The 12,589-nt window shown below is 67.2% G+C and carries 12 protein-coding genes; 7 read left to right on the forward strand and 5 right to left on the reverse strand.

Features of this window, described 5'->3' with window-relative positions:
• Positions 1-84 precede the first annotated feature (84 nt).
• Positions 85-438, forward strand: coding sequence for a hypothetical protein (locus tag EAO79_RS06340; RefSeq protein ID WP_124768412.1), 354 nt, complete (start codon positions 85-87; stop codon positions 436-438).
• A 73-nt stretch (positions 439-511) separates the two neighbouring features.
• On the opposite strand, the gene EAO79_RS06345 is transcribed toward EAO79_RS06340, so the two are convergent.
• Complete coding sequence (locus EAO79_RS06345) at positions 512-1,144, reverse strand: NAD(P)-dependent oxidoreductase (protein ID WP_124768413.1); 633 nt, start codon at positions 1,142-1,144, stop codon at positions 512-514.
• 26 nt (positions 1,145-1,170) lie between these two features.
• Positions 1,171-1,836: an SDR family oxidoreductase gene (locus EAO79_RS06350; protein WP_124768414.1), complete on the reverse strand. Its 666-nt coding sequence runs from the start codon at positions 1,834-1,836 to the stop codon at positions 1,171-1,173.
• Between the two features lie 120 nt (positions 1,837-1,956).
• Here EAO79_RS06350 and EAO79_RS06355 point away from each other — a divergent pair, with 120 nt between their 5' ends.
• Together EAO79_RS06355 and EAO79_RS06360 are read left to right on the forward strand one after the other, a co-directional pair.
• A complete protein-coding gene (locus tag EAO79_RS06355; RefSeq protein ID WP_124768415.1) occupies positions 1,957-2,520 on the forward strand; it encodes a TetR/AcrR family transcriptional regulator in 564 nt (187 codons plus the stop codon).
• Positions 2,521-2,766: 246 nt separating this feature from the next.
• Positions 2,767-3,774, forward strand: a complete 1,008-nt coding sequence (locus EAO79_RS06360) for a glycosyl hydrolase (protein ID WP_206428294.1) — start codon at positions 2,767-2,769, stop codon at positions 3,772-3,774.
• A gap of 91 nt (positions 3,775-3,865) precedes the next feature.
• Here the strand turns inward: EAO79_RS06360 and EAO79_RS06365 are convergent, their stop codons facing one another.
• Positions 3,866-4,591 (reverse strand): FadR/GntR family transcriptional regulator, encoded by a 726-nt coding sequence (locus EAO79_RS06365; protein WP_124768416.1) that lies wholly within the window; start codon positions 4,589-4,591, stop codon positions 3,866-3,868.
• A 201-nt stretch (positions 4,592-4,792) separates the two neighbouring features.
• Between EAO79_RS06365 and EAO79_RS06370 the strand changes: the two genes are divergently transcribed.
• The 4 genes from EAO79_RS06370 to EAO79_RS06385 all read left to right on the forward strand — a co-directional run bounded on the left by EAO79_RS06370 (position 4,793) and on the right by EAO79_RS06385 (position 10,035).
• Complete coding sequence (locus EAO79_RS06370) at positions 4,793-6,307, forward strand: carboxylesterase/lipase family protein (RefSeq protein ID WP_164486908.1); 1,515 nt, start codon at positions 4,793-4,795, stop codon at positions 6,305-6,307.
• A gap of 77 nt (positions 6,308-6,384) precedes the next feature.
• Positions 6,385-8,082, forward strand: coding sequence for an extracellular solute-binding protein (locus EAO79_RS06375; protein WP_124768418.1), 1,698 nt, complete (start codon positions 6,385-6,387; stop codon positions 8,080-8,082).
• A 4-nt stretch (positions 8,083-8,086) separates the two neighbouring features.
• Entirely contained in the window at positions 8,087-9,064 is a 978-nt protein-coding gene (locus EAO79_RS06380) for a sugar ABC transporter permease (protein WP_241161005.1), read from the forward strand.
• A gap of 116 nt (positions 9,065-9,180) precedes the next feature.
• Entirely contained in the window at positions 9,181-10,035 is an 855-nt protein-coding gene (locus EAO79_RS06385; protein ID WP_124768420.1) for a carbohydrate ABC transporter permease, read from the forward strand.
• Positions 10,036-10,122: 87 nt separating this feature from the next.
• Here EAO79_RS06385 and EAO79_RS06390 read toward each other — a convergent pair whose 3' ends face one another.
• Together EAO79_RS06390 and EAO79_RS06395 are read right to left on the reverse strand one after the other, a co-directional pair.
• The gene (locus EAO79_RS06390; RefSeq protein WP_124768421.1) at positions 10,123-11,331 is read right to left on the reverse strand and encodes a multidrug effflux MFS transporter; all 1,209 of its coding nucleotides are present in this window, start codon (positions 11,329-11,331) and stop codon (positions 10,123-10,125) included.
• Positions 11,332-11,395: 64 nt separating this feature from the next.
• On the reverse strand, positions 11,396-12,589 hold the full coding sequence (locus tag EAO79_RS06395) for an ROK family transcriptional regulator (protein ID WP_124768422.1): 1,194 nt from the start codon (positions 12,587-12,589) through the stop codon (positions 11,396-11,398).

Below are 12,589 nucleotides of genomic sequence, written 5' to 3' on the forward strand. Positions count from 1 at the left end.
TCGGCCCCCTCGTGCTGTTGAGGGGCTGGCGTTCGGTCAGTCCTCCGTCAGTCGTTGTTCCTCGGTGGCCGTTACGCTCGCTGCATGGAACCGGACTGGATCGAACATCGGCGCTCGGAGGATCGGGAGCGACTGGGGTGGATGAAGCCTGTCGGTGAGGGGTTCGTCGTCATCGATCTCCTGGGCCGTCAGCGAACCGATGCGCTGGACTGGTTCCATGCCGAGGAGGCGCTCGACGAGATCGGCATCGGCTATCTCGCCGACCCGCACGAGCTTCGTCTGGAGGACGGCTCCTGGTTGCGCGTCCGGATCGCCGAGGTCTCGACCGCCGGTATCCGGGTGAAGAAGGATGATTGGGGCGACATGACCGCCACGCAGCTGTACTACGAGGTGTCCTTCCCCGTGACCGAGGATCAGCTGCGACCGTTGCCGCGCTGAGCGGCGTGGCGGCCCGCACGCTCCGGGCCACCACGGCCGGATGTCGGGATCGACGCCGCCGGGGGCAGGGGTGTCAGTTGCTGATCCGGAGCTCCTGCTGGGCGTATCGCAGGTCATCGGCCTGGGCGAGCATGAATCGGGCGAGGTCGGCGCGAGCGACGCGCAAACGGAACCGGTCGCCGGATCCGCTCGCGGTGCGCACCCTGACCGTTCCCGTTCCGGGCTTGTCGTGAGGCATCGTGACGACCACGGTCGTCCAGTCGCGATCAGAGCCGCGAATGGCCTCGCCCACCTCGGTGGACTCGGGCCCTAGCCTGAGCAGGCTGTAGCTCGCTCTGCTCACTGCCCGCATCAGCGGGCTGCGGGGGATCAGAATGCTCGGCCCCCAACTGAAGACGAGTCGGCGGACTCCGTGCGTGCGCATCGCGGCCACGATGTTGCGCGTTCCGGCTGCGACGGGCATGTCCTGGGACCCGCCGACGATCTGTGGAGTCAGGGTGGCCAGGACGGCGTCGGCACCGCGGACGACGTCCTCAACGGCGACCGCGTCGGTCAGCTCGCCCTGCACGACCCGTAGTCGGTCGTGGCGCAGGTCGAGCTTCGCCGGATTGCGGATGAACGCCACCACGTCATGCCCGGCGGCGAGTGCCTGTTCGACCAGGTGGATACCGGTGCGCCCGGTGGCGCCGAAGATGATCAGCTTCATGACGTCTCCCTTGCGGAGCCTGCGGGTCAGCTGTTGTAGGCGACGTAGTGCAGCTCGGCCTGCTGACGCTCGTCGTGCAACTGCGCCAGGGCCTCCGCGATGACCTCGGGCTCGGCGTCGGGGTGGCCGCCTCCGATGAGTGCGGTGATGCCCAGGTGCGCGACGTAGACGCCCTTCGGTTGCAGTGCGTTGTGCAGGTTGAGGGCCCAGTTGCGAAGTCCCGCTGCGGCGATGTTCACGTTGCCGAGGAAGGGCATGGGGCTGATGGATCCGCCGCCGGTCGTGATGAGGACGGTTCCCTTGCCTGCTGCGATCATGTCCGGCAGCACTGCCCCGACGGCGGCGAGCGCGCCCCCGAGATAGAAGTCGATCTGTGGTTGCAGGTTCTCCATCGTCACCTCGAGGACGTCGACGGGCGTGAGGGACGGGTCCGCGGGCGAGAACTCGAGCACGTCGATCGGGCCGAGCGTGTCCGTGATCGAACGCAGGGCGGCGGTGACGGTGTCCGGTCGCCTGATGTCTGCAGCGAACCCGTGAGCGGTGATACCTTCGCCCGCGAGGGTCTGGGCGAGCGAGTCGAGCTTGGACTGCGTTCGTGCGACCAGCGCGACGTCGAAGCCCCTGCGTCCGAAGGCGCGGGCGATCTCGAGGCCGAGGCCCGGTCCGGCTCCGATGATGGTGATGAGCGGCATGATGTGTCCTTTCGAATCCCACGGGTTCGTGGGGTGTCGCGTCGTTGAGCTAAGTTGAGGGTGTCCTCAAACAAGCTCGAGCATAACTTGAGACCACCCTCAATATCCATAGGAGCCGGCATGACCGCGGAACGGAGTCTGCGTCGCGATGCTCAGTCGAACGTCGAGAAACTGCACGCGGCGGCGCTGGCGGTGTTCTCGGATCGAGGTCTGTCCGCTCCGTTGGAGGACATCGCGAAAGCAGCCGGGGTGAGCATCGGCACGCTCTACAACCGAGTGGGTTCGCGCGATCAGTTGATCGATGCCGTCATCCCTGCGGTTGTGGGGGAGAAGCTCCTCGCGCTCAAAGAACGGACCATGGCGGAGCCGACTCCGCGAGCGCGGCTGGAGAGGTTCGTCACCTGCATGATCGACCTGCAGCTCAGCGATCCGGCCCTCAACGACGCGATGCTCCGGCGGTTCCCCGACGCAACGGCGCTCATCAACGCCTGCGATCGGTCAACGGCCTTGGGGGCGGAACTCATCGAGGATGCGCACGCCGCCGGTGTCCTCTCCCAGGACTTCACGACCGAAGACCTCATGGCGGTGTTGTGGATGGCGGGCACGGCGAGTCACGACCCGAGAGCGCCGTCCGGATGGCGACGACTCGTCGAGCGTGGTGTCGCTGCCGCCTGGATCGAGTAGATCCGGCGGCTGACGGTCGCCGTCACCAGCGCGACGTTCACGGGTCCGTGCGGCTGCAGTTGGGCGCCGGGGTGGCGGCCTCAGCTCTCGACCTCCGCCTGCGGGCGCTCGTGGACCTCGTCATCGTTGTGCTGACCTGATGACGACTTTGATTAATTAGTCATGAAAGTTCTTGACCTCTGAAGGGAGACAGGGGAGCCTGTTGGGACCGCCGCTTCAACGAGGAAGCGCGGGGAGGAGACGATGATGAAATCACATGTTCGTGCCGGACGACTGGCGCTCGCCACCGCGCTCGTGCTCGGCTTGGCAGGAGCGGCGGTCGGGCAACCGGCACCCGCTGAGGCGTTCCCGGCCAAGACGAAAGCGTCGGTGATCCAGTACCTCCGTTCGATCACCGGCTCGAACGTCGTGTCGGGCCAGCACAACAAGGAGCCCGCGAGTGCGCCGGGCCAGTACACCCAGCAAGTGAAGGACATCACCGGTCAGTATCCCGGTCTCTGGGGCGGTGACCTGATGTTCCGAGCGCAGGACGCGGCCAACCGTCAGCGAGTGATCGATCAGGCGAAGACCGAGTGGGCGAACGGTTCGCTCGTCGCGTTGACGTGGCATGCATGCTCACCGACCGGCCCCTCGACCTGTGAGTTCGACGGCGGTGTCAAGACGCAGATCACCAACGCGCAGTTCACGCAGATCGTCACGGGCGGCACCGCTCTCAACACCACCTGGCGGCAGCGGATGGCCGAGGTCGTCCCATATCTGCGGCAGCTCAAGGACGCCGGAGTCCCGGTCCTCTTCCGGCCCTTCCATGAGATGAACGAGACCTGGAACTGGTGGGGCGGCCGATCGGGAGCGAACGGCGGGGCGAAGATCTTCCAGCAGATGCGTGACTACTTCGACTCACAGGGGCTCGACAACCTCATCTGGGTGTGGAACGTGCAGGACAACCCGGCGGGAGGGTGGGCGAACTACTACCCGGGGAACTCCTACGTCGACGTGGTCTCACTCGACGTCTGGTACAAGAACTATCCGAGCGCGGCCGACTACCAGCAGATGCAGACGATCGCCGGTACGAAGCCGATCGCGATCGCGGAGTTGGGGAAGGCGCCGGATGCGAACCTCCTGCAGTCGCAAACGCGTTGGTCGTACTTCATGATCTGGTCGGAGCAACTGCGTGGCAACAACTCCAATGCCGAGATCCAGAACGCGTACTTCCATCCGCGGGTGTTCAATCAGGGCGAAGTGGTCCTGCCGTAGGCGGGATGCCGTGACCTCGTCGGTCCGCGCCCGCTCTGACCGCGCGGCCGCCGGGGTCACGGTCGGGGCCCTCGTGAACGGGTGCGACGACTCAGCGGATCCCCAGCAGTGCGGCGACCCGCTGGCGGAGCCCGGCTCGAACGAGCCTGGCGTGCTCTCGAGCGGCGGTTCTCGCGTCATCGGGCTTTCCCGCAGCGACGGCGTCGAACAGCTGCTCGTGGACCGCGAGCGAATCCACGGTGCTCTCGTCGCGGACGAGTCGGCCCCCGTAGGCGGAACGCTGTGTCGAGACCAACGCGCTCTCGATCCCGTCGAGGAGGAAAGACAGCACTTCGCTGCCCGCTGCGTCGATGAGGGCCGCATGGAACTCGCCGTTGGCCACGCCGAGTGCATCGCCCGACGCCGCGTCGCGCATGCGCCCGAGCGCGGATCGAGCGGAGTCCACTGCGTGGGATGCCGAAGGCGACGACTGTTCGGCGGCGCGCTGGGCGACGAATTCGTCGAGGAAGTCCCTGATCTGCGCGAGCTCGATGAGACGCTGCGGGTCCCGTCGGACCAGTGCGCCGAGTTGGATCCCGAGCACCTGGCTCGTCGGACGGGTGACCGTGCCTCTGCGGCCGCGGCCCAATTCGATCAGACCCCGGCCGCTGAGGATCTTCAGGACCTCGCGGACGGTCGCCCGGCTGATCCCGTACCGCTCGGAGAGCTCGGACTCACTGGGAAGCTTCGCGCCGAACTCGAACTCGTCGGCGATCCGCTGCTGCAGGGCGTCGGCGATGTCCTCGACCCGCGTCTCGGTGGATCCTGCGTGTTCCATGACGTGAAGGTATCAGACAACTTTCCACGTCAAGGCGAGTTCTTTCAAAGTTGTCTGACACCATTAGCGATGAGATCACTAGATTGTCGTGCCAAAACTCGGGACTTTGCGCTCTCGAAGGGGTTCTGCTTGAAAAAGTTGCTTGACAACTTTACGGCCCTGGAGCAGGATCGATCCATCAACGACGATGGGAGTCACGTGGTGGAGTTCGTCACATCGAAGGGCCGGGTGCTCGGTCACCGCGTCGAGACAGCAGACGGTGGTGCGTTCGCCGTCCTCGGGCTGCCGACGGCGAGGATCGCCGAACGGTTCCAGCCGGCCGTGCAAGCGGATGGCTGGCGCGGTGTCCGGAAGAGTGCTCAGGGTCCTCTCGCCTGGCAGGACGCCGGCCGCGCCGGCGGAGCACCGATGAGCGAACGAGACAGCCTCACCGCGAACGTCTGGCTTCCGGCTGAGCGGTCGGACACGCCGGCACCAGTCCTCATCTGGGTGCACGGTGGTGCTCACCTCTACGGATCCAACGCGCATCCGCTGTGCGACGGCGCGCGGCTCGCTGCCGCGCACGGCATCATCGTCGTCTCGATCTCCTACCGCCTCGGGGCACTCGGCTATCTCCGGCTCGACCACCTGCTCGGCGAGCGGTACGCGGATGCCGGCAACCTCGCGCTCCGCGACACGCTCGCCGGTATCGAATGGGTCCGAGACGAGATCGCCGACTTCGGCGGTGACCCGAGCCGTATCACCGTGATGGGGCAGTCGGCGGGCGGCGTCGCCGTGGCCGCATTGCTCGCCGAGAGCACCGGCGACGCCCCGTTCCAACGGGTGATCATCGAGAGCGCGACGGCGGAGCGCGTCCACACCCTCGACGAGGCCGCCGAAGTCACGGCGGAGTTGCTCGAGGAACTCGCCGGTCCGAGGGCCTCGGCCGGACGCCTCCTCACCACGTCTGCGGCGGATCTGATCACCGCCCAGGAACGGGTCGTGGACCGTTGGCGGGCGACGCGTCGCGGGCCCGGCATCCCTTTCCGGCCCATCGTCGACCATCGCTTCCTGCACGACGTGCCGTTGCGTTCGATCGCCGCCGGGGCCGGGTCGGGCATCGACGCGATCATCGGCACCAACCGTAACGAGGCCTCGGGCTACGTGGACCTCCTCCGCCTGCCCGACGGCGAGGCGCTCGCCACGCTGGACCGCGAGGTCCGGGCGGACGGGCTGAACCGGACGGTCGACGACTACCTCGCCGCATGCGCTGCCGACGACGGCATCCCACCCGCGCCTCGCGAAGCACTCGAGTCATACGTGGCAGACCGCCTGTACCGGCAGCCCGTGAGTCGGCTGCTCGACGCCCGACGTGGGGCGGCCGCAAACACCTACGGATACCTGTTCGCGTGGAGCCGACCGGACACCGCCGTGTGGGCACGACGCGCCGGTCACTCGCTCGAGCTGCCGTTCGTGTTCCGGCACCTCGACGACAGCGATGCCGCACGGGAGGAACTGGGCGACACACCTCCACCGTCGCTGGCGGCGTACATGAGCGAAGCGTGGGCGTCCTTCGCGGCCGGCGGCCGACCGGACACGTCGAGCGGACCCGCCTGGCACCCGGTCGGCGACACTCGCTCGACCATGGTGTTCGACGAGTCCGTCATCCTCGTCGACGATCCGCTCGCCGCTCGTCGGCGCTTCGCCCGCGCCGATGAGGGCGTGCCCGTCTCCTGACGCGGCGACCGAGGCCAACGACGCTCGACCAGGTTCCACATCCGCTCCATCAGCATCCGCTTCAGAGGAGAAGACCGATGTCACACAACCCACTGCACGACCTGCAACTGACCCGCCGTTCGGCGCTCGGCCTCGGACTCGGTGGCCTCGCCGCCGTCGCACTCGCCGCTTGCACTCCCGGGGGAGTCTCGAGCCAAGCCGCTCGATCCGAACTCCTGCTGCCCACCTTCCGCGCCCAACGCGCCGCCGATGCGACCGCGATCGTGAGCAAGGTGGCCGGGGTCCAGCCCGTGTACACCGCCTACCCGGCGAGTTACTGGACCAGCGTCGCCGCTGCGCCCGGGCGCGGTGGAGAGCTCAAGACCTTCCAGATGCTGTACTTCTCGCCGCCAGCGGCGCTCGAGTCCAACCCGTTCTGGCAGGAGCTGAACAAGCGCATCAACGCCGACTTCAAGCCGAGCTATGCCTCTGGAGACAACTACGACGCGAAGGTCGCCACGACGCTCGCGGGCGGCACCCTCCCGGACATCATGTACCTCCGCGACGAGGTGCCGGCCGTCCAACAGGCGATCCAGGCCGGAGCGTTCGCGGACCTGTCCGACGCTCTGGGCGGGGACGCTGTCCTCGAATACCCGAACCTCGCCAACCTCGAGACCCATGCGTGGCGCAACTCGGCGAAGAGCAATCGCATCATGGGCGTCCCGCGGACGAGCCCACGGATGACGTCCTGCCCGGTCATCCGCACGGACCTCATGGAAGCGGTCGGTGCCACCGGACAGCCCGCAGACGCCGCCGCCTTCGCCGACGTCCTCGCCGAGATCGCGAAACTCGGTGAGCACGCTGGCCGTCGCGTCTGGGCCGTCGGCGGTCTCGGTACCGGACAGATCCAGATGCTCACGCGGTGGATGTTCGGGGCCGGGGCCGATTGGACCTTGTCGTCCGGCGGCAAACTCGTCCACTCGATCGAGACGGACGCGTTCGAGGCGAGCATGGAGTACCTCGCGGACCTCTGGCAGCGGAAGGTCTTCCATCCCGACGCCATCGCGCTCGGCTCCGACTCGCAGCGCAGCAAGGAGAAGCAGCTCTGGCTCGAGGGTTCGATCGCCTTCGAGCTCGACGACCCGTCATGGCTGTCGTCCCAGGGCATGCTGCAGGTCGAGGAGGGCACGCCGGGTGCGCGAGTGGGATACCTGATGCCCCCAGGGCACGACGGTGGTGAGATCGTCGTGCAGGCGGGCCCCGGCTACGGAGGGTTCGACGGTATCTCGGCGTCGGCCGCGAAGGACCCGAAGCGCCTGGCCGAGTTGCTGCGGTTCCTCGACTGGTGGGCGGCCCCGTTCGGCACCGAGGAGAACCTGTTCATCGGCGGCTCCGGTCTGGAAGGGTACAACTACACCTTCGGTCCGAACAAGCAGATCGTCTCCACGGATGACGCGACCGCTTTGGCGAACCTCCAGGGTCTGAAGTGGCTCGGCGTCACGGCTCCGCCCTACATCGTGCTCAACAACGAGAACGCGCCGCGCGCGGACAGCCTCGTCGCGCAGATGGAGTACTTGACGACCGCGGCAGTGGACAGCCCGGTCGTCGGTCTGACCTCCACGACGCAGACGAGCCGAGGTGCACAGCTCACCCAGATCAACGACGACTACCGCAACAAGATCGTCTCCGGCAAGCTGTCGGTCTCCGCCATCAAGGACTGGCGGGCCGACTGGAGGAAGGCCGGCGGTGACCAGGTCAAGGCCGACTACCGCAAGCTCCTCGATGAGCGTGGGTGACCCGGTGACGCAGCTCCAGACCGGGGCTGATCGGTCCGCCGCCCGCGACCGACGCCGGGAGGACGCGGTGCGTCGTCATCGGACGCCGCTACCGACCCGCATGCGGCGTGAGTGGCGGATGTACGCCCTGATCCTCCCCGGGCTCCTCTTCTTCGTCCTGTTCGCCTATGTGCCGATCTTCGGCAACGTCGTAGCGTTCCAAGCCTTCTCACCCTTCCTCGGCATCGAGGGATCACCGTGGGTCGGGTTCGAGAACTTCTCGCGGATCCTCGGCGACCCGGAGGTCGGTCGGGCGGTCGTGAACACGATCCAGATCGCGCTCCTCCAGATCGTCTTCTCGTTCCCGGCTCCGATCCTGCTCGCGCTGCTGCTGAACAGCCTGCTGTCGTCACGGATCAAACGCATCGTGCAATCGGTCGTGTACCTGCCGCACTTCATCTCCTGGGTCATCGTCATCTCGATCTGGCAGCAGATCCTGGGTGGTGCAGGACCGGTGGCTGGCCTCTTCGAGTCGATCGGCATCGACGGCGTCAACATCATGTCCAACCCGGACACCTTCAAGCTCCTCGTGACCTCGCAGGTGATCTGGAAGGACATCGGTTGGGGCACCATCATCTTCTTCGCCGCGATCGCGGCGATCCCCCAGGAGCTCTACGAGGCCGCAGCGGTCGACGGCGCCAAACCCTGGCGCCAGATGTGGCACGTGACCCTTCCAGGCCTCGTCCCCGTCATCTCCCTGCTCCTCGTCCTCACCGTCGGAAACGTGTTGACGGTCGGCTTCGAACAGCTCCTCCTGCAGCAACCGATCGTCGGCGCGGATGCGGCACAGGTCATCGACACCTTCGTGTACTTCCGCGGTGTGGTCGGCGGCGACTGGGGCATCTCTGCAGCCGCGGGACTCATCAAGGGCATCATCGGAACGCTGCTGGTGCTCGGCGCGAACCGCCTGGCGAAACGAATGGGAACGGAGGGCGTCCTGTGACGACCACGACAGCACGATCGACCACCACGACGGACGCGCCGCAGGAGGACCGCACTCGGCGGATTCCGCTGCCGCGCAGACCACGACGGCGGGTCGTGAGTGATCGTCCCGCCTGGATGGGACGACCCGCTGTCCACGTCCAAGCGCTCAAGGCGATCGTGATCGCGTTCATCGTCGTCGTGATGCTGTACCCGTTCGTGTACATCATCGCGATGAGCTTCGCGTCGCGTGACGCCCAGACCAGCGGCTTCCTGCCCACCTCCTTCTCCCTCGATGCCTACGAGGCCATCCTCTCGGGTGACATCGTGACCCGGTCGCTCCTCATCTCCGCGTTCGTGACGATCGTCGGCACGACCCTGTCGCTCGTGTTCACAGTGACGATGGCGTACGGGCTGAGCCGCACCCGGCAGGTGCCGGGGACCAGGGCGATACTGCTCATCGTCGTCTTCACCATGTTCTTCGGCGCGGGCATCATCCCGAACTACCTGCTCATGAAGAACCTGGGTCTCCTGAACACGCTGTGGTCGCTGATCCTCCCGGGCCTGATCTCGGCGTTCAACATGGTGGTCGTGCGCAATTTCTTCATGAGCATCCCCGCGAGCCTGGTCGAGTCCGCGCGGATCGACGGGGCGAGCGACTTCCGGATCCTGTGGAAGATCATCCTGCCGCTCTCAAGGCCCGTGCTCGCTGTCGTCGGTCTGTTCTACGCCGTCGGCTATTGGAACAGTTACTTCAACGCCCTGCTGTACATCAACGACTCGAACCTGTGGCCGGTGCAGGTCGTACTGAACCAGTACGTGATCCAGGGGTCCGTGCTCACGGACATCATCGGTTCGGACGTCCCGACACCACCCTCGCAGTCCGTGCAGATGGCGGTCGTGGTCCTCGCTACGTTGCCGATCCTGATCGTCTACCCGTTCATCCAACGGCACTTCACGAAGGGCATGCTGACCGGCGCGATCAAGGGGTGACCTCGCCCCGCCCATGATCCACCATGCGCCATGGATCGCGACGCCTCGGACCTCCCTCGGTCCGGGGCGTCGCTCCGTGGTCCGCCGTCAGTCGATGGGGTCGAGGCGTCCCGGCCGGACGACGACCCACAGGATGATGATCGCGGCGAGCTGTCCGACCACCATGACCGCGGCCACGGGGGCGGCGCTCGTCACACCGATGAACCCCGCGATCGGGGTGGCGAGCGCGCCGAAGCCCTGCCGAGTGGCATTGAGCAGGCTCGCCGCCGTGCCGGCATCGCCGCCGTGCCGAGCGAGCGCGAGGGTCTGGATGCAGGGGGTGTTCACCCCGAGGAAGAAGGTGAACGCCCAGAGGAACACCATGATGCTCACGAGCGGCCCCACCGGGAGCAGCCCGACGATGAGCAGCCCGATGGCGGAGATCCCGAGCCCGGCGGTGGACAGCATCACGATCCGGCGCGGTTCGATGCGATGGGCGATACGAACCCCGAGCTGCGTGCCGAGGAGCATCATGAGCGCGTGCGAGGCGAAGACGAGGCCGTACTGCAGCTCACTGAGGCCGTAGACGCGCTGGAACAGGAACGACGATGCCGCGAGGTAGCTGTACATGCCAGCCCAGGCGAGCGAGGTCACGAGCACGAGCCCGACGAAAGGCCTGTCGGAGGCGACTCGACGCATCGCCGAAGCGCGGGCGCGCAGTCCACCGGGGTGTCGGCGTTCCGGTGGCAGCGTCTCACCGATGAGGATCAGGACCAGCAGCCCGATCGCGAGCCCGTATCCAGCGAGGGACGCGAAGACCCCCCGCCATTCCATGACCTCGAGCAACAGCGATCCGAACAACGGTCCGACGGCGATCGCCATACCGGAGATAAGCGACATCGAAGCCAACATGCGCATCATCGGGAGTCCGGAGTAGAGGTCGCGGACGATGGCGAGCGCGATGACACCCGTGGCGGCGGAAGCCGCGCCCTGGAGGACGCGCGCGGCCACCAGCATCTCGACCGACGGTGCGAGGGCACACGCGATCGAGGCGGCGACGTGCACGACCGTCGCGATGAGCATCGGTTGGCGCCGACCGACGGCGTCGCTCCACGGGCCGGCGAAGAACTGCCCGAGGACCATGCCGATCATCGCGCCCGTGAAGGTGAACTGGATCGACGACTCCGAGACATCGAACGTGCCCGCGATCTGCGGGAAAGCGGGGAGGTAGATGTCGATCGTGAAGGTGCTGAGTGTCTGCAGTAGGCCGAGCGCGATGACGTAGGCGATCCGCCTGCGCGCGAAGTCGTCGGCCATCGGGGTCGCGTCGCCCGCGCTCAACGCCGGTGTCCCGTCGAGGACACCGGTCGGGGCGTGTGGCTCATGCGATCGCTTCGAGGGCGGTGAAGCCGAGTGGATCACGGAGGAGCGCGGCGAACGCGACGTCGCTGGCCCCGGCCAGGAGCTGGCTCTCGCCGAGCCGCGGCTCGACGAGTCGAGCGGGGCTGCGCAGGGCGGAGATTGTCTCGTCGGACAGTCGCCGCCGGATCGCCCCGTCGCCCTGTTCGAGGAGCAGGCCGAAGAATCCACCCATGACGACGATCTCGGGGTCGTAGATGTTGGTGATGATCCGGATGGCGGTCGCGACGTGTTCCAGCTGCCGATCGAGGACACCCGTCTTGTAGGGCGCCGAGCTCTCGGCCAGTGCGGTACGGAGGTCGGCGAGGGCGACCGAGGCCGCACCCGTGGCCGTCGCGATGGCATGTGAGGAGACGACGGTGGTGAGGCAGCCGACGTTGCCGCAACTGCACACAGGGCCGTCGGGTGCGACGAGCAGGTGACCGAGGCGGGCGACGCCACCGTTCGCCCCCTGCAGGATGCGGCCGTCGACGAGAGCCGCTGCTCCGATGCCGCCGGGGCCGCCGTACAGGTACACGGCGTCGTCGGTGTCGCGAGCAGCCCCCCAGTGGCGTTCAGCGGTCAGTCCCACGGCGGCGTCGAAGGCGACGCGGGAGGGGATGCCGGTCGCTTCCTGCAGCATCGACGCGAACGGCACGTTCCGCCACCGCAGGTGCGGTGCGTAGACGACGTCCTCGCCGGCCTTGTCGACGCGCCCCGGCATGGCGGCGCAGAGTGAGACGAGACGGGAGTCCGGCACGGTCGTCTGCAGCTCGCGGACGGCGTCCGCGGTCATAGCCGCGGCTTCGCTCGGGGTGACGACCCGGTCGCTCGGGCGGAAGGTCCTCGCCACGATCCGTCCGCCCAGGGCGCAGAGCGCCACCTGGACTCCGTCGACGTCGGGGTTCACGGACACCGCGAGGAAGCGATCGGTCGGGATGACCACCGGAGACGGGCGTCCGACCCTGGTTGCCGGGGGAGCGGCCTCCTGGCGGACGACGCCGGCGAGCTCGAGGTCGGAGATTACGGTCGCCACCGACGAGCGGGAAAGGCCGGTGCGCCTGGTGAGCTCCGCCCGGGAGAGCCCTCCGTCACCGTGGACGAGAGCGAGGACGGCCGAAACGTTTCGCCGGCGGATGTCCTCGAGGGTGTGCCCGGAGGCGGTTCCGATGCTCAT

This window comes from Plantibacter sp. PA-3-X8 (assembly GCF_003856975.1).
GTDB lineage: Bacteria > Actinomycetota > Actinomycetes > Actinomycetales > Microbacteriaceae > Plantibacter > Plantibacter auratus.